Raw genomic sequence first — 24,764 nt, forward strand, 5'->3', positions numbered from 1 at the left:
CGACCGACGTCCGGACGGCCGCGCCTTGCGGCGGGTCAGAGACCGAACGGGTATGTCTCGTCCTCGCCGGGGGTGACAGGTGTCGGGACCGGCACGACCGCCTGGGTCTCGTCGAACCAGACGAAGGCGTCGTACTGGTCGGGCAGCGACGCGAAGGAGTAGTGGCTCCAGCGCTCCGTCTCCGGGCGGTAGATGACGCCGATGTAGCGCTCCAGCCGAGGCTGCGAGAGGGCGCTGCGGAGGTCGGTCCGCAGGCCCTGGCGCAGGTCCAGCAGGAAACGCTCCTCACCGGCCTCGTGGCACAGCGCCTCGTAGCTGTCCGGCCGCGAGGGGCGGACCGCCTTGATCTCCATGGGCGCGTCCCATTCGGAGGCGGCGGCGACGGTGCCGGCATGCGTGCCGAAGCCGATCAGCGCCGCGTCCGTCCCGTAGGCCTGCCGGCACAGCTGGCCGATGTTGATCTCGCCGCGTTCCGCGCCCATGTCGGTGAAGCGCGCATCCCCGATATGCGAATTGTGAGCCCAGACCACCGCCTTCGTGTCCGGGCCGGACCAGGCGATCACCCGCTGCAGCGTCTCGAACATGTGCCGGTCGCGCAGGTTCCAGGACTCGTGCGAGCCATAGTACATCACCCGGTAGTAGCGTTCGGCGCTGGCGACGAGCCGGGCGTTCTGCGCGGCGTCGAAGAACGCCTCGCCGTCGCTGCCGGCGTATTGCAGCTGCTTCTGTAGCAGGTCGACGAGAATGCGGGTCACCGGCAGTTCGCACAGCGCGTAGCCCTGGCTCAGCGACGCCCGGCCATAGGCGGCCAGCTCCCGCGACCACGGGGCGAGGCAGGCATAGCGGGCGCGCGCCTCCGCCGCCGCGGCCGTATCCACCCGGTCCAGATAGGCCAGCACCGCCGCCATCGATGCGGTCATGCTGTACATGTCGAGCCCGTGGAAGCGCACGCGCTGTCCGGCGGGCTTTGCCTCGTTGTGGCGGCGCAGCCAGGCGACGAAGTCGTCGACGTCGCGGTTGCGCCACATCCAGGTGGGGAACCGGCTGAAGGCCGGCACGCGCGTCGGCCGCTGCGGCAGGTGGCGCACGTGGCGGTCGATGACGGCAGCGTCCGGCCAGTCCGCCTCCACGGCCACGATGGTGAAGCCATGCTGCTCGATCAGCCGCCGGGTGATGGCGGCGCGGGCGCGGTAGAACTCCGAGGTGCCGTGCGAAGCCTCGCCGAGCAGTACCACGCGGGCGGCGGCGAAGCGGTCGAAGGCGTTGGCGAAGGCGGGATCGTCCAGAGCCGGCAGCGCCTCGATGGCACCGCGCAGCGCGTCGACCACTGCCTCGGGCCTCGCCGGCGCGGCCGGCGCGGAAGGCAGGGCCGGTTCGCGCCTCGGGGCCTCGGGCGCGAGATAATGCTGGAACCAGGCATTCGCGAGCTCGGTGACCGTCTCGAGCGTCCCCGGTTCCTCGAAGACGTGGCCGGCACGGGGAACGATTTTCAGCAGCTTCTCGCAGGTCAGCGCGGCGAGGGCCTGCCGGTTCAGCTCCAGCACATGGTGGTCCTCGCCGCCGACGATCAGCAGCGTCGGCGCCACCACCTCGGCGAGCCGGGCACCCGCCATGTCGGGACGGCCACCGCGCGACACGACGGCGCTGACACGGCTGCCGAGTTCTGCGGCGGCAAGCAGCGCCGCGGCGGCGCCCGTGCTTGCGCCGAACAGGCCAAGCGGCAGATCCGCGACGTCGGGCTCGCCGCTGATGTAGAGCGTGGCCTCGGTCACCCGCTCGGCGAGCAGCGGAATGTCGAAGACGTTGCGACGATCCTGCGCTTCCTCCGGCGTCAGGAGGTCGAAAAGCAGCGTCGCGAAACCGTAGGAATTGAGCGTGTCCGCGACGGCGACGTTGCGCGGGCTGAATCGGCTCGACCCGCTGCCATGCGCGAAGAGGACGATGCCGCGCGGCTCCGGAGGCACGCAGAGATCCCCGACCAGGCCGAGCGGCGGAATGGCGACCTGGCGTTTCTGCGGCCGGGCCGGCGGTGCGGCGGCAGCATCCCGGACCTCTGTCCAGCCCTGCCGCAGCAGCCCGACCGTCTCCTCGTCGGTCAGCTGATGGAAGTCGTCGTAGAACCCGCCGACGCCATAGAAGGTCTCGGCAGGATGAAGGCAGACGACGAGATCGGCATGCTCGCGAATGTCGGCCAGCGCCTCCACCGGCGCGACCGGGACCGCCACGCAGATCTTCCCGGCGCCCTGCCGCCGCATCGCGATCGTCGCCGCCTTCATCGTCGCCCCGGTCGCCAGGCCGTCGTCGACGATGATCGCGGTGCGCCCGGCCGGGTCGACCTGGCTGCGGCCGCCCAGGTAGCGACCCCGGCGGCGCTCGAGTTCCGCCAGTTCCCGGGCGCGGGCGCGCTCCAGGAAGACGTCGTCGGCGCCGGAATGCCGACGCACATCCTCGTTGATGACCGTCTGGGGATGCTCGCCGTCGACGATGGCACCCAGCGCGACTTCGGGTGCGCCCGGCGCGCCGATCTTGCGCACGAGGATGAGGTCGAGCGGCGCCTGCAGGGCACGCGCGATCTCCAGGGCCACCGGCACGCCGCCGCGCGGCAGCGCGTAGACGACCGGCTTCTCCAGATCCATCGACAGGAGCCGCGACGCCAGCTGCCGGCCGGCATCGGCACGATCGGAAAATCTGACCTGGGTCGCTCTCATGGCAACTTCCTGCCCCGACGCTTCCGGACAAGAAAAAGCTTCCCGATGCGCGCGGCATTGATCTCGCGCAACGGCGGATCGGGCCGGCGTGCCGCTACTCCGCCGGCGCGCTGGTGAGGCGCTGCAGCGTTTCGCGAAGCGCCAGCGGCGGCAGCTTGGTGTAGTCCTTCGCAACCTCCGACCTGACGACGGCCGCGAGCTTTTCCGGGATGGCCTCGCGCAGGGCGCCCAGCATGCGGGGCGGCGCGCAGATCACCAATTCGTCGAACTCGCCGGCGTCGAAGCGGGCCTCGAGGTCGGCGAGGACGGAGGTCGCGAACCTGCGCGTCTGCTCGCGCACCGGATCGGAATGATATTCCATGGCCGATCGGCGGCCACCCGACGACGCGAAGCTGCGTCCCGGGGCATCGGCCATGATGTCGCGCAGCGGCCGGTGCTCGGCCTTGGCCTCGAAGACGATCTCAGCCGGGGCTTGCATCATGTCGGGGGCAAGTCCCGGCTTCTTCAGCACGCGGGCGCGGGCGGCATCGGCGAGGAGGATCCATATCTCCGGCTTGTGCATGATGGGGACTCCGTGAAGCTCCAATCATCATGCTGGACAGGATCGCACGCGGCCGCGCTGATCTCAATCAATGCGGCGGACGTTGCCCGACGTCCGGGCCGGGCCGCGCCAGGCAGGCAAGGCCTCGCAGGCGACGCTTCCGGTGCTGCCGGGAAACGGCGAGTGGGCGCGTGGTTACGCGCCCCCGGGACTTCAGGCAGCCTCGGGCAACGGCTCGGCAGTCACGCGATCGAGTTCGCGACGGGCCGCCTCGATGGCGCTCGCCCGCCTGTCGGCATCGATGGCGAGACCCTCAGCGCGGATGAAGGTGACGTCGCTGACGCCGATGAAGGCGAGAAGCGTCCGCAGATGCGGCTCCTGCGAATCCATCGCCTGCGCCGGGCCCTCGGAATAGATCCCGCCCCGCGTCTCGATCACCAGAGCGCGCTTGCCCTCCAGCAGGCCTTGCGGCCCGGCGGCGCTGTAGCGGAAGGTCTCGCCGGCGCGCAGGACGTGGTCGAACCAGGCCTTCAGCGTCGAGGTCATGCCGAAATTGTACATCGGCGCCCCGATGAGGATCAGGTCGGCGGCCCGCAATTCGGCGATCATCTGGTCCGACAGCGCCCGGGCGGCCGCCTGTGCGGGGTTGGCCGGCTCGGCGCCGCGCAGCGCCGTGGCGGAGTCGGCGTCGAGATGCGGGACCGGGTACCGGCCGAGGTCACGGACTATGATCTCCAGTCCCGGATCGCGCGCGCGCAGGCCGGTGAGGGCGTCGCCGACCAGCTTGTCGGAGACCGAGGCATCGCCCAGGGCGCTGCTGGTGATGGCGAGGACGGTTGACATGGCGGTATTCCTTGCTGCGTTGCGGTAGATCGGTGACACAGAGCTAGCGGTTCACCGAACGCTGCAGAAGGCGTAGAAACTGCATCCCGCCGTTGCATCAAGTGGAACACTCGGAATGAGCGAGTTCGAGGACCTGCGCAGCCTGGTCGAGGTGATCGAGAGCGGCGGCCTGAGCCGCGCCGCCGCGCGGCTCGGCGTGTCGAAGTCGATCGTCAGCCGCCGCATTGCGCGGCTGGAGGCCGACCTCGGAACGCGCCTCGTCACCCGCACCCCGCGGGGGATCAGTCCGACCGAGGCCGGACTTCAGTTCAAGGAGCGATGCGACCGGATCCTCGCCGAACTCGAGGAGGCGCGGGACGCGGTCGCCAGCGACGGCCGGGCCGTCGCCGGCCGGCTGCGCCTTTCCGTGCCGAAGGCGCTGAGCGGATGCAGCCTGACGCCGGTCTTTGCCGAACTCGCTCGGCTGCATCCCGATCTCGAACTCGACGTGTCGTTCGACGATCGCCTGGCGGACCTGATCGGGGAGGGCTTCGACGCGGCCATACGGATGGGCACGTTGCGGGATTCCGGCCTGGTGGCGCGCCAGATCGGCCAGTTCCACTCTGTGGTCGTCGCGAGCCCGGCCTATCTCGCGGCGCGTGGCACGCCGCAGGTGCCGGAAGATCTCGTGGATCACGAATGCCTTGTCTATACGGGCCGGCTGAACCCCGTATGGCAGTTCCGCTCCGGCAAGCGGCAGATCACGATCCGGCCGCGCGGCCGGCTGAAGTCCGACAGCGGCGACGCGACGATCGACTGGGCGATTGCCGGGCTCGGCATCGTCGACGCGCCGTCGTTCCTGGTGGCGGAAGCGATCGCGCGCGGCAGCCTGGTGCCGCTGCTGACCGGCTACGACACCGGCCAGTACGGCATCTACGTGGTGCGGCCGCCCGGCGCCTATCTGCCGCGCAAGGTCAGGGTCCTGATCGACGCGCTGGTCGCCCGGTTCGGCGGACGGTCCACGTGAGCGCCGACGTCACGCGGCGGCGGGCGTTGACGACAAGCCCGTCCGCCGCTCAGGCGTCGTGGGAGATCTCGACGATTTCCGCGTCGTCGGCGCCTGCCTTGACGACGTCGCCGACCTCCTTGCCGATGAGGCTTCGGGAGAGCGGCGCCAGATAGGAGAGGAGGCCCTCGGAGGGGTTTCCCTCGTCGATGCCGACGATGCGGAACGACTGCCGCCGTCCGTCCGGGCGCTCGATCGTCACGCGGCTGCCGAACTGAACGATGTCGGAATCATGATCCGGCGCAGCCACCTCCGCCGTCGCATGACGGGCGCGCCAGTAGCGCAAGTCACGGCTGATCGTCGCCGCGGCGATCTTGTCGTCCGCCAGCCTTGCTTCCTCGAGGCTCGCCTCGAGAGCAGCGATCTCCCGGTCGATCAGTTCCAGGCCCCTCGCGGTGACGATGTTCTGATCCTCACCCAACTCGCGGTCCGGGAGGACCTCGACCTGGCTGTCATTGGGTTCCTTGACGAAGGCGACACTCATTTCAATCAATCCTGCTTTTGAACCCGGGATATAGGGCGCCGACCCGCGAATTGCACCGGCAGCCTTCCGGCGAGCAAGGCGGACTTTCCGCATCCACCCATCTTACTTCGAAAAACGCAGTATATTGCCATGAACGAGCGCACGGTCTATTATTAAGTCAAGTCTACTCGACGTAATAGAGGTATAGCCATGTACGCATTGGTGAAATCTCTCACGTTGCGTGCAATGCTCATGGAGCAATTGCCGGTATTCGCGGCGTCCTGGGTGATCGCGGAGTTCTTCTACAAGTTCAAGAGCTTCACGCTCGAATGCGCGGCGTTCCTGGTCACCTGGTTTCTGCTGGATGCCGCGGTGTCCACGACCCGACGCCTGCTGTCGTCCGCGAGCGGAAGAGCCGACGATCCGCCCGCAGGCCTGTAACGCGACGATCGCGCTGCTCGGGAGGATCCGATGGGGTGCTGTGGCGGGCGTACGGCGGCAGGCCGGGAGACTCTCGGGGTCTTGCGGCGCGGCTGCTGGTTCTGCAAGGCGTGGCAGGTACTGAAGCGCGAGAAGACGCCGTTCGGCGATCCGTGCGTCACGGTGCCGGGGCACCTGATCCGCAAGCCGGACCCCTGCATCTACAGCCAGTTCCTGCTGATGCAGCTCGACCAGCCGGTGACGTGGGACAATCCCGACGTGCGCATCCTGAAGGGCGGCGTCGAGCAATATACCTACGACCTGACCGCCGACACCGAGTACACGGTCGAGATCACCGTCCACAACAGCTCGCGCGACAAGCCGGCCGACGGCACGGCGGTCGCCATCCGATGGATCGAGTTCGGCGCGGGCAGCGAGACCCGGCACGCGATCGCCGACCGCGTCGCCAACGTGCCGGTCTGGCCGGGGACCGCCGTCGTCACGGCGCCATGGCGGACTCCGGCCTCGCCCGGGCACTACTGCATCGAGGTCGAGCTTGCGCACCCGAACGACGGCAACCCGGCGAACAATCGCGGCTGGAACAACACGCTGGTTCATGCCGCCCAGTCGCCGGTCGACCGGAGCATTCGGATCTTCAACCGCTACCCGCGCGACTGTCCGCCGGTCGCAGAAGGGGGCGGGCCCTATCTCGACTATCGCCGGGCCCTTTACGGCTGGGGCGCGCTGGGGGCGATCGGCGGGCTGCTCTACGCCCATGTCGGCCACGACAGCCTGCTGGGCCACAGCTACACGGTCTCCGTCCTCGCCTCCTACGCGATCGCCGCAGCCGCGGGGCTGATCTTCTATCGCCTGCACAACGAGCGGCTTCGTCCGACCGCGGCCATCGCACGGGCGGCGACGGGCGGACGGCCCGACTGCCATCGCGTAGAGATCACGGTGGATTCCTACGAATTCGACGACGCGACCGGTAAGGCATTCCATCCGGACACCGTCTTTGCGGGGCGTCCCGTGATCTGGCCCGCCTATGTCGACCCGCCGAGCTTCGTGTTCCAGCCGGGCGAGGCGTTTCGCGACGTGACCTTCCACACCGACGCACCGGATGATCCCGGTCCGCCCGGCCATTTCAACGTCAATGTCAGGCAGGGCGGGGAGCCCAGCGGCGGCGTCACCCTGACCATTACCCGGGGAGGCTGAACATGTCGGGCTGCAGCGTCAGGCACGATGGCGCCGGCAACAGCGATGCGGCCGCCGACCGGGTGCTCAAATGGGTGCTCGGCGGGGCCGGCATCATCGGCGCCGCAGGATTCCTGGCGGCCGCCGAGGTGGCGCTTGCGACCGGGCCGGGATTCCTGCTGGCGCTGGCAGTGATCATCATCAGCGCCGGCGCCGGGGCGATCCTCGGCTTCTTCATCGGCTTCGCGGTCAACTGGTTCGACCGGCTGTTCGTCCAGAACCCGGCGGAGATCACCATGGCCGGGTGTGTCCTGTGCGCCGGCAAGAACACCGGCTATCCGCCCTTCCACGACAATGACTGGACCTTCAATCTCGGCGGGCCGTCCCTCGCCGTGCTCGGGCCCGCCGGCGCCGGCCTGACCGTCCAGGAGGTGCGCACGCGCGGCGCGCCGGGCGGCGGTCCGGCCTTCACCGTCATCGACCCGACGTCGGGCCAGCCCGCCTTCCACTGCGAGATCGGTTCGCGGATCGGCGACTATGCCGCGATCGGCGGCGCCGCCGGCTCGGTCGCTGGGGCGATCGCCGGCGCGGCAATCGGCGCGGCGATCTGCGTCGCCGCGGGCCTGGCCACCTTCGGCATCGGGGCCCTGGTCTGTCTCATCATCGTCGCCGCGATGATCGCCGCCGGCGCCTTTGCCGGCGGGGCCATCGGCAACTCGATCGGCGCCGGCATCGGTTGGATCGCCGACGAGGTGCAGGATCTCGACGAACGGGGCGAGGCGATCAGTGCCGGCTGCCTGATGAATTTCACCGGCCGCTGGATCACCGACTCCAGCCACCAGCACAACGAGATCCACGATATCGCCAGCGCCCAGCTGATCGAATGCAACGACTGCGTCAGCGCCACCGGCTCGAGTTCGAGCGGGCTGATCGCGGCGGTCGGCATCGGCCGGCATCCGAGCGGCAGGGATCCCTAGGCGCTTGCGTTCCGCAAGGCACGACCGGTCCCGTCAGCCGTCGAAGCGCGGATCGAGCCGGTAGCGCGGATCGTGGGGGACGGCCCGGGCGGCCATGTCGTGCGGCGTCTTCTCCCAGCGGTGCGGGGCGTGGAAGAGCTGGGCGAGAGCGCGCAGCGTCGCCGCGGCGATCATCATCCAGTAGACCGGCACCAGAGGAAAGTACCTGACGAGTTTGCCGGCCTCCTCCCTGTCGAGCGCCTGTCTCGCCAGCGCGACGAAGAGGGCGTAGCCGCCGATCGCATTGAACAGATCGAGCGCCAGCAGCGCCCCGAAGGAAAGGCTGCCCGGTCCCATGGCCACCGCCCTGACCAGTCCTGCGCCGGCTAGGGCGAGGAACAGCGGATGGGCGACGGAGGAGGCCAGCATGCCGATGAACAGCAGCTGGAAGGTGAGGAAGCGCGCGGGCCCGAGTTCGCGAAGCAGCAGCAGCGGCTGGCGGGAATGGACCAGATAGGTCTGCATCCAGCCCTTCATCCAGCGGGTCCGCTGCCGGAACCATACAGCCAGCTTTTCCGGGGCATGTTCCAGCGTCGGCAGGCTGATCGTGTCGATGCGGTAACCCCTGCGGCAGAGCCGGACGCCGAGGTCGGCGTCTTCGGTGACGTTGTGGGAATCCCAGCCGCCGACTTCCACGAGCCGGGCCCTGACGAAGTGGTTCAACGTGCCGCCGAGCGGCATCGGCAGGCCATGGCGGCCGAGCCAGGGCAGCAGCCGGCGAAACAGGGCGGCATATTCCAGCGCGAAGATGCCGGCGAGCCAGTTGTTGCCGCCGTTGCCGACCACCAGCGGGGCCTGCAGGCAGGCAAGCTCCCGCGGCCCGCTGCGAAACCGCGCATAGGCCTCACGCAACTGACCGGGGTGCGGCACGTCCTCCGCATCGTAGAGCACCAGGAATTCGCCCGCCGTGAGCGGCAGCGCGAAGTTCAGCGCCTTCGGCTTGGTGCGGGGCTCGCAGGGCGGCACCCGGACGATCTCGAATTGCGGGCGCGAACCGATCGCCTCTTCGACGACACGGATGGTGTCGGGGTCGTCGGCCTCGCAGACGATCTTGATCTCGAGCCGGCTCACCGGCCAGTCGAGTTGGCACAAGGCCTCCACGAGACGGTCCGCCACACCCGCCTCGCGGTGCAGGGCAACGAGCACGGAGTAGAGCGGCTTTGGCTCGTGCGGCTCGACCGCCAGCGGCGTGGGGCGGCGATGGCCGAGAACCGCCGCCAGGCGGAGGCAAAGACCGGCGGCAAAGAGCAGCCCGGCCACCAGATGCAACACGGCGAGAGCCGAGGCCGGAACGTGGATCACGGCCGCCAGGAGGGCGCAGAACACGAGGGTCAGCAGGGCGGCCTGTCCGGGCTCCAGGACATTGCGGGCAGATTGGCGCGGATGCGTAGCGGCGAGGCTCTCGGTCGCCGCCTGCAGCCGCTGCGCCGTGCTCTGCCGCGCGAGCGCCGCCTTCACGGCGCGTTCGGTGGTGACGCGGGCCCGGCGGGCGAAGTCCGGCCGCGCCGCGAGGAAGGCGGCCAGGCGCGCCAGCCCCTCGGGCCTCGGCAGCAGGAACACCTTCGTGTCGAGCCGCGCGTCGCAGGTCTTGATCAGCCTCGGCAGGGCGGCGCGGTCGCCGGCCGCGACGCCGATGATCCGGTCGCCGGCGCCGATGGCCTCGAGCGGCAGGTCGAGATGCGTCGCCATGCGGGCTGCCATGGTCTCGCCGTCGCAGGTGCCGGCAGCAAGGAGTTCGCCGGCAAGGTCGGTGCCGTTGCCGGCGGCGGCGGATCTTGCAGCCGCCACCACGTCCTCGCCGAGGCCGAGAAGCCGCGCGACATCGTCATGGCGCGGCCGTTGTCCCGTCGTGCGACCGGCCGCGGGCCGCGACCCGGAATAGCGGTGAGCCGCCCCATTGCGCGGCAGGGCGAAGGGCACATATGGTCCGCCCGGCATGGCCGGGTGATCCGAAACATCGTCGCGCATCGGTTCCACCCGAGGGAATACCGGAGCACGACCGACGGTCTCGCCAGGGTCGCGCGGCATGCATCGTGAACGGGCATTGACGTAGGGGAAACTAACCTATGAGGGAAAAATTCCCGCGGAAGTTGATTCTTCTTTTGCCGCTCATCGGTGCCTTGCTGCTCCCGTTCGTCGGGACAAGCGGCGCCCAGGGCGTGGCGACGCCCAACTTCTACGACCAGCGCCAGCGCATGACCAAGCCGGACCTCGGTGGTCGCCAGCGCATCCGCTTCCTGACCACCACGGACTATCCGCCGTTCAACTTCCTCGACCAGCGGGCCCGGCTCGCCGGCTTCAACGTCGACCTCGTCCGGGCGATCTGCGAGGAGCTCGACATCCAGGCGCGTTGCCAGATCGAGGCGATGCCGTTCGGCGACCTGGCGCAGGCGCTGAAGGATGGCGAGGGCGAAGCGATCGTCGCCGGAATGGCCATGACCCCCACATCCCGCGCCGGCCTTGCCTTCTCGGAGCCCTATCTGCGCTATCCCGCCCGCTTCGTCACCCGCAAGGACCGGCCGTTGCCGACCCCGATCGCCGAGGCGCTCACCGGCAGGACGGTGGCCGTCGAGGAGGGAAGCGCGCACGCGGCGATGCTGGGCGCCTTCTTTCCCGATGCGACCCGGCAGGAATTCGCCACCCGCAACGAGGCGCTGGCGGCGCTCAAGGAAGGCCGCGTCGACGCGTTCTTCGGCGACGGGGTCGGCCTGTCGTTCTGGCTGGAGAGCGATGCCGCCGCGGGATGCTGCGTGTTCTCCGACGGGCCGTTCTTCTCCGACCGCTATCTCGGCGAGGGGCTGGCGATCGCCGTCGCGCCGAACGACATGGCGCTGGCGCGCTCGATCGACTATGCGATCGGGCAGATCGTCCAGAAGCGGCGCTTTTCCGAACTGCTGCTGCGGTATTTCCCGGTCAGCCCGTTCTAGGCCGGCGCGTCAGAGGCGTCGGTAGCGCACCCGGGCCGAGTGCTCGATCGCCCCGCTGACCAGCCGGTCGAGCTCGAAGCCGTCGCGCAGCATCTCGAGAAAGCGCAGTTCAGGCTGCGAGGCGGCCACGTCCGACGCCGCCACCTCGACGGCCAGCGCGTAGGCGGTCTCGTAGAGCCGGGGCGGCACGGCCGACACCACGTTGGCGATGATCCGGTCGAGGCCGTCCTCCTGCGCCAGCAACTCGCCGCAGTGACGGGCGATGTCGTCGAGCCGGGCGAGATCGAACCCCTCGAAGACCGGCAGCGTCCGCAGCAGGTCGCCGAGTTCGCGCAGTTCCTTGTCGGTAATCGTGCCGTCGGCGGTGGCCATCGCGACCATCAGATGGACGAAGGCTTCCTGCGGGCCGGGCTCGGTCATGATACGGATTCCTTGCTGGGCATCGGGTCCTGAAACTCAGGGGCGGGTTGGGCCGGAACGGCTAGCCGCCCGGCGCGCAGGCCGCTCGAGGGCCTGTCCGGACGCCTTCGCGATCTAGGCGCCGCCCGGGCGACGCACAAGCCCGGCGGCCGGCTTTGTTGACGGGCTCGCGGCTTCTTTCTAGACCGGGCTTCCCTCGCTCCGTCGCCGCGACCGGAATGCCGGCGATGCCACGCGCGAGGGAGCGAACCCGAGCAAGGACGACCCATGCAGAGCCCGACGGCCCCCCTCGGCGACCGCCCGTCCCACGAGGACGCGCTTGCCTCCAACGCCTGGCCCTTCGAGGAGGCGCGCAAGCTTCTCAAGCGGTACGAGGCAAAGGGGATGCCGGCGGAAGTGCTGTTCGAGACCGGCTACGGCCCGTCCGGCCTGCCGCATATCGGCACGTTCGGGGAAGTGGCGCGCACCACGATGGTCCGCCACGCCTTCGAGGTGCTGACCGAGGGCAAGGTGGCGACGCGGCTCCTTTGCTTCTCCGACGACATGGACGGCATGCGCAAGGTGCCGGACAACGTCCCGGACCGTGCCTTGCTCGAGCCGTATCTGCACAAGCCGCTGACCGTCGTGCCGAACCCGTTCGGCAGCGAATACGAGAGCTTCGGCGATCACAACAATGCAATGCTCCGCCGCTTCCTCGACACGTTCGGCTTCGACTACGATTTCGCCAGCGCCACCGACTATTACCGGTCGGGCCGTTTCGACACGATCCTGAAGCTCGTGGCCGAGCGCTACGACGCCATCATGGCGATCATGCTGCCGACGCTCGGCGAGGAGCGCCGCGCCACCTATTCGCCCTTCCTGCCGATCTCGCCGAAGACCGGCCGCGTTCTCTACGTGCCGATGAAGAAGGTGGACGCCGAGGCCGGCACCATCACCTTCGACGACGAGGACGGCGTGGAGACGACGCTGCCGGTGACGGGCGGCAACGTGAAGCTGCAGTGGAAGCCGGATTTCGGCGCGCGCTGGGCGGCGCTCGGTGTCGATTTCGAGATGTTCGGCAAGGACCACGGTCCGAACATGGGCGTCTACGACCGCATCTGCGAGGCGCTCGGTGGGCGGGCGCCCGAGCATTTCGTCTACGAACTCTTCCTCGACGAGAACGGCCAGAAGATCTCGAAGTCGAAGGGCAATGGCCTGACCATCGACGAGTGGCTGACCTACGCGCCGACCGAGAGCCTGGCGCTCTACATGTTCCAGCGCCCGCGCCAGGCCAAGAAGCTCTATTTCGACGTCATTCCGCGTGCCGTGGACGAATATTACCAGTTCCTCGCAGCCTATCCGCGGCAGGCCTGGAAGGAACGGCTGGGCAACCCCGTCTGGCACATCCACTCGGGCAACCCGCCGGCGATCCAGCTGCCGGTTTCCTTCGGCCTCCTGCTCAACCTCGTCAGCGCGTCGAACGCCCATGAGCCGGGCGTGCTGTGGGGGTTCATCACCCGTCACGCGCCGGGCGTGACCGCGACGAGCGATCCCGAGCTCGACCGGCTGGTCGGCTATGCGCTGCGCTATTACGAGGACTTCGTCCGCCCGAACAAGGTCTTCCGGCTGCCCGACGACGTCGAGCGCGCCGCCCTGGAAGCGCTGGATGCCAAGCTCGCCACGCTGGCGACGGATGCCGACGGCGAAGCGATTCAGAACGCGGTGCTGGACGTCGCCCGCCCGATCGAACGCTACCAGGACCTGAAGAAGACCGGCCCGCAGGGCGGTCCGGGCGTCACTGGCGAGTGGTTCCAGGCGCTCTACCAGATCCTCATCGGCCAGCAGCGGGGACCGCGCTTCGGCTCGTTCGTCGCGCTCTACGGCATCGACGAGACGCGGGCGCTGATCCGCGAGGCGCTGGAAGGCCGGCTGATCGCGCAGGGCTGACGAGGCGGAGGCGGGGGTCTGGCGCTGCCTACCGCCACAGGCCACGGCGCTCGCGCTTCGCCGCCGCCTCGGCCTCGGCGTAGGGGCCGCCCGGCGCCGCCTCGGCCCAGCCGTAGCGGACCAGCCATTCGCCGATATCGTTGCCGCGCAGGCTGCAGGCGGTCGTCACCGTCTCCTCGGCCTCGCCGAAATCGTCGGGCACGGCACAACGTATCGAGCGCCCGCGCAGATACGCGCGCAACTCGGTGCGCGCCCGGATCCCGCAGGGCCATTCGGCGGCGCCGCTGCCGCAGCGGCGCCCGAGCTCCGGTGCGGTGAGGCCGGGCAAGGCGACGATGCTCTTGCCGACGGCGATGCGGCCGGCGTCGATGGCCACCGGCTGCGCAAGCAGCCTCACCTCCGCTGGTTCGTCGGTCTCCGCATCAGGTGACTCGCTCGTCGAGGCCGCGGGCGCCGGCGGCGGCTGCACCCGCCGCAGCGGCGCGTCGCCGAGATCGCCGCGCTGCGTGATCGTCGGCGGGGCGACGTTGCGGGCCGGGCTGACCAGCGGATCCTCCCGGGGCGGCGCCGGCGGCGCGGTCGGCTCGGCCGACATCGGGGAGGGGGCGTCTTGCCGAGGTGGAGCGTCGGGGACCGGAGCGAGCAGAAGGAGCAGGGCCGCGACGCCGGCGAAGCCGGCGGCGATGCCGCCGTTGCGCTTCAGCCGCTCGCCCAGCCTCACTGGCTGGCCCAGAGGATCCGCGCCATCCACTCGATCTCGTCGACGCCGAACTGCCGGTCCGGATACTCCGGATTCACCGAGGCGAGTTCGATGGTGCGCGCCGTCTGGCGCTGCAGGATCTTGGCCATCACCTCGCCGCCGCGCGTGCGCACGACCACCCGGTCGCCGCGGCGGATGGAGGCGGCCGGAGACACGATGACGATATCGCCGTCGCGGTAGAGCGGCATCATCGAGTTGCCGCTGACCTCGAGCGCATAGACTGTCTCGTCGGGCTTGGCCGGCAGCGTGATCTCGTCCCATCCCTGGCCGGCGGGAAAGCCGGCATCATCGAAGAAGCCGCCGCCGCCCGCCTGCGCCAGGCCGAGCAGCGGCACCGTGATGCCAGGCCCGCGGCGTGCCGTATCGAGCTCCTGCGCCTCACCCCGCATCAGCTTGGTGAATTCGTCGATCGAGGCGCCGGTCGCCTCGATGACCTTGGCGATCGACTCGGTCGAGGGCCAGCGCGGCCGCCCGTCCACGGCATTGCGCTTCGACTTGTTGAAGGTCGTCGGGTCGAGCCCGGCGCGACGGGCGAGGCCGGACGGCGACATCCGGTTGCGCGCGGCCAGGGCATCGATCGCTGCCCATATACGGTCGTGAGAAAACATGACGGGACCCGCAGCCGGCAGGAAAAGGAATATATACCTCTGAGTATTACGGGGTGGTTTGCCGCCTGTCCATACCGCTACGTCAAATTTTCCCGTCCACGGTAAATTACCGGATGGGGCGACTGGAGAGGCTGTCGGAACCGCGCAGGAATTGTGGCATTGATGGCGATCGGTGCCGCCTCGAGGCGGTCGCCGGCCCGTTGGTGGGCTGCACCGCGGCGGAACGGAAGGGAAGCGGATGACGGGACGGTTCGCCGCCCACACGGACGAGGAAACCCGGCAACGCGCCAGCGAGCCGGGGCGGGGGCGGGATGCGCTCAGGCCCTATTCGATCCCATGGAAGGGATGGAAGGACATCATCCTGCGGATCTACGTGGCGTTCTGGGAGGATCGGGTGATGCTGGTCGCCGCGGGCGCGACCTTCTACCTGCTGCTGGCGCTGTTTCCCGCCTTTGCGGTCTTCGTTTCGCTCTACGGCTTCGTCAACGATCCGGCGACGATCAGCGGCCACATCGCCTTCATCGGCCGGTTCCTGCCGCAGGCCGGCACCGAGATGCTGCAGTCGCAGCTCGACACGCTCGTCGGCCAGGATCGCGCCTCGCTGTCCATCGGCTTCTTCACCGGCCTGCTGTTTGCCCTCTGGTTCGCCAACAACGGCATCAAGACGCTCTTCGAGGCGATGAACATCGCCTATGGGGAGGTGGAGAACCGGAGCTTCATCTGGCTCAACGTCGTGGCGCTCTACTTCACCCTCGGCGCCATCTTCATCGGCATCGTGCTGATCACCGCCGTCGGCGTCGTGCCGGTGGTGATGTCGGTGGTCGGGCTGTCGCGCTGGAGCGAGGTGCTGATCTCGACGCTCCGCTGGCCGGTGGTGTTCATCCTCATCGTCGGCGCGATCGCGATGATCTACCGCTACGGGCCGAGCCGCAACCGCGCCCGCTGGAGCTGGGTGCTGTTCGGGGCGATGCTGACCGCCGTGGTCTGGCTGATCGCCTCGATCGGCTTCTCCTGGTACCTGCAGAATTTCGCCAACTACAACGCCACCTACGGTTCGCTCGGGGCGGTGGTCGGCTTCATGATGTGGGTCTGGATCTCGTCGCTGATCTTCATCATCGGCGCGGAGATCAACGCCGAGATGGAACATCAGACCGCCGCCGACACCACCGACCTGCCGGAAAAGCCGCTGGGCCTGCGCGGCGCGCGCGTGGCCGACACGCTGGGCAAGAGTTCCAGCCGCAAGGCGCACAAGATCGACAAGAAGCCCAGCCTGTTTCGCCGCTGGGCGAAGCGCCACTGAGCCGGCGCGGTCGCCGGCGCTCAGCCGTCCGCGTCGTCGACGAAGCGCTTGAAGACGAAACCGCGGGTCCCGGAAGCGGCGACCTCGCACCACTGGTCGCAGTCGATGATCTCGACAGCGCTGCCCCGCGGCAGGACCGCGAGAATGGACGCATCGTTGTCCGGCCGGGCGCGCATGTTGACGCTGGCATTGACCGTTGCGGTGCGCTTCGCGGCTTCCGGTTCGGCGAGCGCCGCCACCTCTTCCTCGGCAGGAACAGCATCGGCCTTTGGCCCGTCCGGCGCCGGCGTGCCGGCAGTCTCAGCCGTTTCGCCGGAACCCGAGGCCGCCTCCTCGGCACCTTGTGCCGGGCCGGCGCCTGTTGCTCCGCCTTCCGGGGGAACGCTGCCGGTGGTCAGAAGGCGGTCCGGCACGTCGGTCATGGCGAGCGTGGCGTCCGCCGGGGGCAGGCGCAAGGCGAGCGCGGCGGCTGCCTCGTCGGTGATGACGGTTCCCTCAGCCGGGCCCGTCGCCGGCAGGATATTGCTTGCCGGCCGAAGGCGCGCGGCCGGCTCGGCGGTGCGGGCCGGCACCGGGGCGGTCACGGCCGGGTCAGGGCGCGAGACGGCCGGGTTGCCGGACGCCGCTTCGGCACCGATCGCGGCGACCGGCAGTTCCGTCTTCTCGGTGACGGCGGTGGCCTGGCGAGCGGGCGAAGACCAAGATTCTTCTGGCTGCACCGCGGCGGTCCTGACCGGCGAGGGGACGTCGGCGCCGGATCCCGACAGGGCCAGGGCGAGCCCGCCGAACAGCAGCCCGGCCACCGTCGCCATCGACAGATAGGCGGTGACCGGGCGGCGCATGAGGAACCTGCGCAGACGTCCGCCGGCCGGTGCGGCGCCCGGAACCCACAGATTGGCCGTGCCCCGGCCGTTCAGGCGTCCTCCGGGGCCGGTCTCGCCCCGCGCGCGCTCGTAGTCGCTGCGTCGCGCGATCAAGCGCTGGCGCAGCACTTCCTCCGTCGGTCTCACCCCGTCCCTCGATGCATCCCCCGCCATCTGTTGCTCCATGTCGCCCGTGCCGCATCCGGCAGGCGCCGTTCGGCGCCGCGGTCGCAAACTCTCGTTGCGCCCGCCACCACGCCCTATCCCTTCAATTTGTCTTAAAACTTGCGAATATGGCCAATCGGCGTTGGCCGGGCAGGATTCGTGCGGTCATGCCGCGCAGACAGGCCGTGGCCGCCCTCCAGACGCGCGAAAGGGCGGGGCCGTCGCCGCCCCGCCCTTTCGTCATCCGTGCGCCCGGTGCCGTTCAGGCAGCGCGCGCCTGCCAACCGCCGGGTGCGAAGCGGCGATAGAACGTCTCGCCCTTGGCGGCCATGTCCTTCAGCAGCGGTGTCGGCTCGAAGCGTTCGCCATGCTTGGCCGCGAGCTTCTCGCAGAGCGCGACGAAGGCCTTGGTGCCCATGCCGTCGATGTAGCTGATCGTGCCGCCGGTGTAGGGCGCGTAGCCGAAGCCGAGGATCGAGCCGACGTCGGCCTCGCGCGGGTCGGTGACGACGCCTTCCTCCATGGTGCGCGCCGCTTCCAGCGCCATGGTGACGAGGAAGCGCTGCTTCAGCTCCTCGAAGTCGATCGAGTCGGCCGGCTGCTGGTCGAACATCTGCTTCAGCCCGGACCACAGCGCCTTCTTGGCGGGCTTGGCCGGATAGTCGTAAAAGCCCTTGCCGGCCTTGCGGCCGAGCCGGCCGTCGGCATTCATCTGCTCGACCAGCTTGAAGTGGCGCGGGTCGACCGAATCATCGCCCATGTCGCGCATCGTCGCCTTCATGATCTTCAGCGACAGGTCGACGGCGGTCTCGTCGTTGAGCGCCAGCGGCCCGACCGGCATGCCGGCGAACTTCGCGGCGTTCTCGATCATCGCCGGCGGCACGCCCTCGACCAGCATGTCGTAGGCCTCCGACATGTAGCGGAGCACGCAGCGATTGGCGAAGAAACCGCGCGTGTCGTTGACGACGATCGGCGTCTTCTTGATCGCCCGGACGAAGTCCAGCGCGACGGCGAGGGCCTTGTCGCCGGTCTCTCTGCCGAGGATGACCTCGGTCAGCATCATCCGGTCGACCGGCGAGAAGAAGTGGACGCCGATGAAGCGCGCCGGGTCCTCGAAGGCCTCGGCGAGGCTGGTGATCGGAATGGTCGAGGTGTTCGAGGCGTAGATCGCATCCTTGCGCAGGACCGCCGCCACCTGCTTCGTCACCTCGGCCTTGACGTCGCGATCCTCGAACACCGCCTCGATGACGAGGTCGGCGTCCTTCAGCGCCGCATAGTCCGGCGTCGCCTGGATCCGGCCGAGCACGGCCTCGGCTTGCTCCTTCGTCGACCGGCCCTGGCTGACGGCCTTCTCGAGCAGGGTCTGCGAGTGCGCCTTGCCCTTGTCGGCCGTCGCCTGGTCGCGGTCGATCAGCACCACCTCGAGCCCGGCCTGGGCGGAGACGAAGGCGATGCCGGCGCCCATGAAGCCGGCGCCGACGATGCCGACCTTCTTCAGCTCCGTCGCGGGTATGTTCTTCGGCCGCCGCGCGCCCTTGTTCAGCTCCTGCATGGAGACGAACAGCGAGCGGATCATCATCGCCGCCTCGGTGGTCTGCAGCACCTCGGTGAAGTAGCGCTGCTCGATCCGGAGCGCCGTGTCGAACGGCACCAGCAGGCCCTCGTAGACGCATTTCACGATTGCCCGGGCGCCGGGATAGTTGTCGTTGGTCTCCTTGCGGTAGAGCGAGGCGACGGCGGGCCAGATCTGCGCACCCTGCACCGAGTAAACCGGACCGGAGGGCAGCTTGAAGCCCTTCTCGTCCCAGGGCTTCACCGGCGAGAGGCCGGCCTTCAGCATCGCCTTGGCGGCGTCGACGAGCTGGTCCTGCGGCACCACCTGGTCGATCAGCTTCATGCCCTTGGCCTTGGCGGCGCTGAGCGTCGAGCCCTTCAGCAGCATCTGCAGCGCCGACTGGGTGTCGGTGAGGCGCGGCACGCGCTGGGTGCCGCCGGCGCCGGGGAAGATGCCGACCTTCACCTCGGGCAGGCCCATCTTGGCGTCCTCGGCGGCGACGCGGCCATGACAGGCGAGCGCCAGCTCGAAGCCGCCGCCCATGCAGGTGCCGTTGATCGCCGCGACGAAGGGCTTGCCGCAGGTCTCGAGCTTGCGCCACAGCCAGGACATGCGGCCGGCGGCATCGAACAGCTCCTTGACGGCGGCGTCCTTGTTCTCGCGCTTCTTCGCCTCGAAGCGCTCGAACATGCCGGAGAGCATCTTCAGGTCGGCCCCGCCGGTGAAGGAGCCCCGCTTGCCCGAGGTGATGACGACGCCCTTGACCGCCTCGTCCCCCGCCACGGCGTCGATCATCCGGTCCATTTCGTCCATCACCTCCTCGGTGAAGACGTTCATCGACCGGTCGGGCATGTCCCATGTCACCAGCGCGATGCCGTCGGCGTCGGTGTCGATCTTGAAGTTCTCGTAGCTCATCTCTCGCTCCCGATGGTCAGGCGGCGCGTAGCCGTCTGCAGAAATTGTCGCATGCGGCGTTTGCGCACACAGGGATTGGTCAGACTCGTGAAACCAATGCGTGCTTACTAGTTGCGCGGTTGAAACTTCCGCGAGATGGACGTCCATGCCCGATCATGCCTGCCCCGGATGCCAGACATCCCGCCCGCTCGACTTTGATTTCTCGATGGCCTTCCAGCCGATCTACGACGTCGCGGCGGAGCGCGTCTGGGGATACGAGGCGCTGGTTCGCGGCCTTGCCGGGGAGGGTGCCGGCGCGATCCTGTCGCAGGTCTCCCCCGAACAGCGCTATCGCTTCGACCAGGCCTGCCGGGTAAAGGCCATCGACCTGGCGTCGCAGCTGTTCGCCGACGCCGACGACCTGCATCTGTCGATCAACTTCATGCCGAACGCCGTCTACGAGCCGGCGGCGTGCCTGCGGGCGACGCTCGCCGCCGCTCGCAAGACCCGGTTTCCGCTCAACTCGATCATGTTCGAGTTCACCGAGGGCGAGGTGGTGACCGACGTCGCGCATCTGCGGAACATCATCTCCGAGTACCGCCGGGTCGGCTTCATCACCGCACTCGACGATTTCGGCGCCGGCTATGCCGGCCTCGGACTGCTCGCCGATTTCCAGCCCGACCTGATCAAGATCGACATGCATCTGATCCGCGACGTCGACACCAGCCGGTCGCGGCAGGCGATCCTCGCCGCGCTGCTCCACATCGCCCGCGAACTCGACATCGCCGTCCTGGCAGAAGGCGTCGAGACGGAGGCCGAGTTCATGGCCCTCAAGGCGGCCGGCGTGAGGCTCTTCCAGGGCTACTGGTTCGCCAAGCCGGCATTCGAGGCGCTGCCGGCTCTCGGCCACGCCGCGCTCGCCGCGCTGCAGAACGGCCAGGCAGCCTGAGCCGAGCGGCAGGCGCCGCTCGCCGCTGCGCACCGGCTCAGACCCGCTCGATGATCGTCGCCGTACCCATGCCGGCGCCGATGCAGAGCGTGACGAGGGCCGTCTGCTTGCCCTGGCGCTCGAGCTCGTCGAGCACGGTGCCGAAGATCATCGCCCCGGTCGCCCCGAGCGGATGGCCCATGGCGATGGCGCCGCCGTTGACGTTCATCTTCGCGTGGTCGATGTCGAAGGCCTGCATGTAGCGCAGCACCACCGCGGCGAACGCCTCGTTCAGTTCGAACAGGTCGATGTCGGCGAGTTCCATCCCGGCGCGCTTCAGCAGCTTCTCGGTGACGTCCACCGGACCGGTCAGCATCAGCGCCGGATCGGAGCCGATATTGGCGAAGGCGCGGATGCGGGCGCGCGGCTTGACGCCGAGCATCTCGCCGCCGGCCTTGGAGCCGAGCAGTACGGCCCCGGCGCCGTCGACGATGCCGGACGAGTTGCCGGCATGGTGCACGTGTTTGACCGCCTCGATCTCCGGATGCGCCTGGATGCCGACGGCGTCGTAGCCGCCCATCTCGCCGTGCATGGCGAAGGAGGCGTTGAGGCTGCCCAGCGACTGCATGTCGGTCGACGGGCGCATGTGCTCGTCACGGTCGAGAATGGTCAGGCCGTTCTGGTCCTTCACCGGGATGACGGACCGGGCGAAGCGGCCTTCTTCCCAGGCCTTGCCGGCGCGCTTCTGGCTCTCGACGGCGTAGGCATCGACGTCGTCGCGGGAGAAGCCGTATTTCGTCGCGATCAGGTCGGCCGAGACGCCCTGCGGCATGAAGTAGGAGGGGATTCCCACTGACGGATCCATGATCCAGGCGCCGCCCGACATGCCCATGCCGACACGCGACATCGACTCGACGCCGCCGGCGATGACGATGTCCTCGGCGCCCTGGGCGATCTTCGCTGCGGCGAGGTTCACCGCGTCGAGGCCGGATGCGCAGAAGCGGGAGATCTGCATGCCGGGCGCGGCGAAGTCGTAGCCGGCCTCGAAGGCCGAGGCGCGCGGGATCACCGAGCCGGCCTCGCCGACCGGGTCGACGCAGCCGAAGATGATGTCGTCGACGGTCCGGGTGTCGATGCCGTTGCGGTCGCGCAGCGCCTCGAGCACCTTGGCGCCGAGCCGCACGGCCGGCACCTCGTGCAGCGCACCGTCCTTCTTGCCGCGACCGCGGGGCGTGCGAACGTGATCGTAGATGTAGGCTTCGGTCATGCTGACCTCCCGATATGTTCCTGAACTTTGGGGCGAATCCGCCTCGATGCGCTGAGCAGGACGGCTCGGCGCCATTTGCCTGGCGCCGAGCGGCTTGCCTTAACCTAGAACGCGTCGGCCTCCAGAGCCATCATCGAGTCGGCGCCCGCCGAGATGCGGGCGAGATGGGCGGCGCTCTCCGGCATGATCCGGTCCATGTAGAAGCGGGCCGTCACCAGCTTCTTCTCCAGGAATTCGGCCTGGCCGTTGGCGCCGGCGGCGATCTTGTCCCCCGCGATTTTCGCCATCCGGCCCCACATGTAGCCGAGCGCGACGAGGCCGAAGAGGTGCATGTAGTCGGTCGAGGCGGCGCCGGCGTTGTCCGGTTTGGCCATGGCGTTCTGCATCAGCCACATCGTCGCCTGCTGCAGGTCGTTCAGTCCCTTCTTGAGGCCCTTGGTCAGGGGTGCGAGCTTCTCGTCGCCGCGGTTCTCCTCGCAGAACTGGCCGACCTCGGCGAAGAACGCCTGGACGGCGCGGCCGCCGTTGAGTCCCAGCTTGCGGCCGACCAGATCCAGCGCCTGGATGCCGTTGGCGCCCTCGTAGATCTGGGCGATGCGGGCGTCGCGGACGAACTGCTCCATGCCCCATTCGCCGATATAGCCGTGGCCGCCATAGACCTGCTGCGCCATCACGGCATTGTCGAAGCCCTTGTCGGTGAGGACTCCCTTGATGACCGGCGTCATCAGCCCCATCCAGTCGTCGGCCGCCTGGCGCTCGCTTTCCGCCTCGGCGCGGTGGGAGAGGTCGCCCTTCAACGCGGTCCAGAGGATCAGCGCGCGGCCGGCCTCGTTGATGGCGCGGATCGTCATCAGCATGCGCCGGATGTCGGGATGCACGATGATCGGATCGGCTTTCTTGTCCGGCGCCTTGGCGCCGGCGAGCGAGCGGCCCTGGATGCGCTCGCGGGCATAGGTGACGGCGTTCTGGTAGGCGACCTCGGAGATCGCCAGGCCCTGTACGCCGACGCCGAGCCGCGCCTCGTTCATCATCGTGAACATCGCGCGCAGGCCCTTGTTGGCCTCGCCGATCAGATAGCCGGTGGCGCCATCGTAGTTCATGACGCAGGTGGCATTGCCGTGGATGCCCATCTTCTCCTCGAGCGCGCCGCAGCTGACGCCGTTGCGGGCGCCCGGCTTGCCGTCGGCATCGAGGATGAACTTCGGCACGATGAAGAGCGAGATGCCCTTCACGCCTTCCGGCGCGCCCTCGATCCGGGCGAGCACCAGATGCACGATGTTCTCCGACAGATCGTGCTCGCCGGCCGAGATGAAGATCTTCTGGCCCGAGATGGCGTAGCTGCCGTCCGGCTGCGGAACCGCCTTGCTGCGCAGCAGGCCGAGATCGGTGCCGCAATGCGGTTCGGTGAGGTTCATCGTGCCGGTCCACGATCCCTCGATCATGTTCGGCAGATAGGCCTGCTTCTGCGCGTCGCTGCCATGCGCCGAGATCGCCGCGATCGCTCCGGCGGTGAGGCCGGGATACATCGCGAAGGCCATGTTGGCGGAGGACATGAACTCCGAGACGGCTGTCGACAGCGTGTGCGGCAGGCCCTGGCCGCCATAGGCGGGATCGAAGGGCAGGCTGCCCCAGCCGCCCTCGCGGAAGGTCTGGTAGGCATCCTTGAAGCCGGTCGGGGTGGTGACGGAACCGTCGGCCGCGCGTTGGCAGCCCTCGCGGTCGCCGATTCGGTTGAGCGGCTGCAGGACCTCGGAGGCGATCCGGCCGGCCTCGCCGAGGATCGCCTCGACCACGTCCGGGGATGCGTCGGCAAATCCCGGCAGGTTGTTGTGACGGTCGAAGCCGAGCAGATCGTTCAGAACGAAGAGCGTGTCCTCGATGGGGGCCTGATAGGTCGGCATGAAATCCTCCGCGTCGCGTTGCGGCATTCATGGATAACTTTGACGTAAACGTCAATATACGATGTCGGCAACGTTGCGCCCGTGTGGCACGAGAGGACGGCATGCGCCTCGGGCGCGCCGGCGATTCAGGCGGATTCGCCTGTTACGAATTTCGGAAAGGGGAAACTCCTGACCCGGGCGGCACGCGGCGAGCCGGGGCCAGAAGATGCAGGCAGATCGCACCGGCCGGCGCGCTCGGAAGGTCTTCCGGTCCGGCCCCCTGCGCTCGGCGGCGGGCTGCCTGCCTCAGGCCTGCCAGTTCCGCAGCGTCTGCTCGACATGCGCGATCGACGCATCCATCGCCCGGATGGAATCCTCGATCTCGCGCTTCTGCTGGTGCAGGATTTCGTTCTGCTCCTGGAACCGCTCGAGCGCGACTTCCAGCTGACGCTTCTTGCCGCCCGGCTGATGATAGATCTCGATCAGCTGCTTGGCTTCCGTCAGCGAGAAGCCGAGCATCTTGGCCAGCAGGATGAGGCGGAGCCGGGTGCGGTCCTGGCGGCTGTACAGGCGCGTCGTGCCGCGACGCTGCGGCGAAAGCAGGCCGCGATCCTCATAGAAGCGAAGGGTCCGCAAGGTCACGCCGAACTCGCGGGAGAGATCGCCGATCTTGAACACATCCTGCTGCGTATCGTCGTCGGCGCCGCGGCCAAGCAGGAAGTCGACATCCACCGCGATCGAATCGTCCGCAGGCTCAGCCCGTTTCACGTTTGCCATAAAGAGAAGCCCGTACTCACATAGCGCCATCGCAGCCTGCGATCCGAGGGGAAAGCATGCGAGGCTGAAGTGACCCGAATATCGCGTCAAATGCGGCTCTTACAAGACGTGACGGCCGCTTCGCGTCCAGCTTCGGACCGGATTGCGCAGGTAATCCCTAAGGAAGTCCAAACGGCCTTAACCGTTCGTTCACCATGTTCAGCGAACTTTGGGAGCACAGGCGTGGGCGCATGCTTGAAAATGGGGGCCGGTGAGTGGCCTCAG

Annotated in this window: 21 protein-coding genes; 8 read left to right on the forward strand and 13 right to left on the reverse strand. The window is 68.6% G+C overall.

All coding sequences use genetic code 11. The features are described from left to right. Positions 1–35 precede the first annotated feature (35 nt). The 3 genes from LXB15_RS21085 to LXB15_RS03330 form a co-directional block, all read right to left on the reverse strand. Positions 36–2,708, reverse strand: a complete 2,673-nt coding sequence (locus LXB15_RS21085; RefSeq protein WP_370640167.1) for an erythromycin esterase family protein — start codon at positions 2,706–2,708, stop codon at positions 36–38. 94 nt (positions 2,709–2,802) lie between these two features. Beyond that, positions 2,803–3,270, reverse strand: a complete 468-nt coding sequence (locus LXB15_RS03325) for a host attachment protein (RefSeq protein ID WP_233950862.1) — start codon at positions 3,268–3,270, stop codon at positions 2,803–2,805. A 192-nt stretch (positions 3,271–3,462) separates the two neighbouring features. Then, complete coding sequence (locus LXB15_RS03330) at positions 3,463–4,092, reverse strand: FMN-dependent NADH-azoreductase (protein WP_233950863.1); 630 nt, start codon at positions 4,090–4,092, stop codon at positions 3,463–3,465. Between the two features lie 115 nt (positions 4,093–4,207). Between LXB15_RS03330 and LXB15_RS03335 the strand changes: the two genes are divergently transcribed. Next, positions 4,208–5,098, forward strand: a complete 891-nt coding sequence (locus LXB15_RS03335) for a LysR family transcriptional regulator (protein ID WP_233950864.1) — start codon at positions 4,208–4,210, stop codon at positions 5,096–5,098. A 49-nt stretch (positions 5,099–5,147) separates the two neighbouring features. Here LXB15_RS03335 and LXB15_RS03340 read toward each other — a convergent pair whose 3' ends face one another. After that, positions 5,148–5,621, reverse strand: coding sequence for a GreA/GreB family elongation factor (locus tag LXB15_RS03340; protein WP_233950865.1), 474 nt, complete (start codon positions 5,619–5,621; stop codon positions 5,148–5,150). Between the two features lie 189 nt (positions 5,622–5,810). Here LXB15_RS03340 and LXB15_RS03345 point away from each other — a divergent pair, with 189 nt between their 5' ends. The 3 genes from LXB15_RS03345 (at position 5,811) to LXB15_RS03355 (ending at position 8,191) form a co-directional block, all read left to right on the forward strand. After that, positions 5,811–6,041, forward strand: coding sequence for a hypothetical protein (locus LXB15_RS03345; RefSeq protein WP_233950866.1), 231 nt, complete (start codon positions 5,811–5,813; stop codon positions 6,039–6,041). An 81-nt stretch (positions 6,042–6,122) separates the two neighbouring features. After that, positions 6,123–7,235 (forward strand): hypothetical protein, encoded by a 1,113-nt coding sequence (locus LXB15_RS03350; RefSeq protein WP_233950867.1) that lies wholly within the window; start codon positions 6,123–6,125, stop codon positions 7,233–7,235. A gap of 2 nt (positions 7,236–7,237) precedes the next feature. Then, positions 7,238–8,191, forward strand: a complete 954-nt coding sequence (locus LXB15_RS03355; RefSeq protein ID WP_233950868.1) for a hypothetical protein — start codon at positions 7,238–7,240, stop codon at positions 8,189–8,191. A 33-nt stretch (positions 8,192–8,224) separates the two neighbouring features. Here LXB15_RS03355 and LXB15_RS03360 read toward each other — a convergent pair whose 3' ends face one another. After that, positions 8,225–10,198, reverse strand: a complete 1,974-nt coding sequence (locus tag LXB15_RS03360; protein WP_233950869.1) for a glycosyltransferase family 2 protein — start codon at positions 10,196–10,198, stop codon at positions 8,225–8,227. A gap of 122 nt (positions 10,199–10,320) precedes the next feature. On the opposite strand from LXB15_RS03360, the gene LXB15_RS03365 reads away from it, so the two are divergent. Beyond that, a complete protein-coding gene (locus tag LXB15_RS03365) occupies positions 10,321–11,157 on the forward strand; it encodes a transporter substrate-binding domain-containing protein (protein ID WP_233950870.1) in 837 nt (278 codons plus the stop codon). A gap of 9 nt (positions 11,158–11,166) precedes the next feature. Here the strand turns inward: LXB15_RS03365 and LXB15_RS03370 are convergent, their stop codons facing one another. Then, positions 11,167–11,577, reverse strand: coding sequence for a tellurite resistance TerB family protein (locus LXB15_RS03370; protein ID WP_233950871.1), 411 nt, complete (start codon positions 11,575–11,577; stop codon positions 11,167–11,169). A 267-nt stretch (positions 11,578–11,844) separates the two neighbouring features. Between LXB15_RS03370 and LXB15_RS03375 the strand changes: the two genes are divergently transcribed. After that, positions 11,845–13,503: a lysine--tRNA ligase gene (locus LXB15_RS03375; RefSeq protein ID WP_233950872.1), complete on the forward strand. Its 1,659-nt coding sequence runs from the start codon at positions 11,845–11,847 to the stop codon at positions 13,501–13,503. A gap of 28 nt (positions 13,504–13,531) precedes the next feature. On the opposite strand, the gene LXB15_RS03380 is transcribed toward LXB15_RS03375, so the two are convergent. Together LXB15_RS03380 and LXB15_RS03385 are read right to left on the reverse strand one after the other, a co-directional pair. Beyond that, positions 13,532–14,224 carry a thermonuclease family protein gene (locus tag LXB15_RS03380; protein WP_233950873.1) on the reverse strand — a complete coding sequence of 231 codons (693 nt, stop codon included), beginning with the start codon at positions 14,222–14,224 and terminating at the stop codon, positions 13,532–13,534. Further along, on the reverse strand, positions 14,221–14,871 hold the full coding sequence (locus LXB15_RS03385; RefSeq protein ID WP_233950874.1) for a helix-turn-helix transcriptional regulator: 651 nt from the start codon (positions 14,869–14,871) through the stop codon (positions 14,221–14,223). The genes LXB15_RS03380 and LXB15_RS03385 overlap by 4 nt, the downstream gene beginning before the upstream one ends. 238 nt (positions 14,872–15,109) lie before the next feature. On the opposite strand from LXB15_RS03385, the gene LXB15_RS03390 reads away from it, so the two are divergent. Beyond that, positions 15,110–16,171 (forward strand): YihY/virulence factor BrkB family protein, encoded by a 1,062-nt coding sequence (locus tag LXB15_RS03390; protein ID WP_233950875.1) that lies wholly within the window; start codon positions 15,110–15,112, stop codon positions 16,169–16,171. A gap of 20 nt (positions 16,172–16,191) precedes the next feature. Here LXB15_RS03390 and LXB15_RS03395 read toward each other — a convergent pair whose 3' ends face one another. Together LXB15_RS03395 and LXB15_RS03400 are read right to left on the reverse strand one after the other, a co-directional pair. Beyond that, complete coding sequence (locus tag LXB15_RS03395; protein ID WP_233950876.1) at positions 16,192–17,181, reverse strand: SH3 domain-containing protein; 990 nt, start codon at positions 17,179–17,181, stop codon at positions 16,192–16,194. 280 nt (positions 17,182–17,461) lie between these two features. Further along, positions 17,462–19,669, reverse strand: a complete 2,208-nt coding sequence (locus LXB15_RS03400; protein ID WP_233950877.1) for a 3-hydroxyacyl-CoA dehydrogenase NAD-binding domain-containing protein — start codon at positions 19,667–19,669, stop codon at positions 17,462–17,464. A gap of 145 nt (positions 19,670–19,814) precedes the next feature. On the opposite strand from LXB15_RS03400, the gene LXB15_RS03405 reads away from it, so the two are divergent. After that, positions 19,815–20,597, forward strand: coding sequence for an EAL domain-containing protein (locus LXB15_RS03405; protein WP_233950878.1), 783 nt, complete (start codon positions 19,815–19,817; stop codon positions 20,595–20,597). 37 nt (positions 20,598–20,634) lie between these two features. Here the strand turns inward: LXB15_RS03405 and LXB15_RS03410 are convergent, their stop codons facing one another. The 3 genes from LXB15_RS03410 to LXB15_RS03420 form a co-directional block, all read right to left on the reverse strand. Next, entirely contained in the window at positions 20,635–21,843 is a 1,209-nt protein-coding gene (locus LXB15_RS03410; protein WP_233950879.1) for an acetyl-CoA C-acetyltransferase, read from the reverse strand. Positions 21,844–21,947: 104 nt separating this feature from the next. Further along, on the reverse strand, positions 21,948–23,744 hold the full coding sequence (locus LXB15_RS03415; RefSeq protein ID WP_233950880.1) for an acyl-CoA dehydrogenase C-terminal domain-containing protein: 1,797 nt from the start codon (positions 23,742–23,744) through the stop codon (positions 21,948–21,950). Positions 23,745–24,029: 285 nt separating this feature from the next. After that, positions 24,030–24,590, reverse strand: a complete 561-nt coding sequence (locus LXB15_RS03420; RefSeq protein ID WP_233950881.1) for a MerR family DNA-binding transcriptional regulator — start codon at positions 24,588–24,590, stop codon at positions 24,030–24,032. Positions 24,591–24,764 lie beyond the last annotated feature (174 nt).

Origin of the sequence: Aurantimonas sp. HBX-1, assembly GCF_021391535.1 — a bacterium.
Taxonomy (GTDB): domain Bacteria; phylum Pseudomonadota; class Alphaproteobacteria; order Rhizobiales; family Rhizobiaceae; genus Aurantimonas.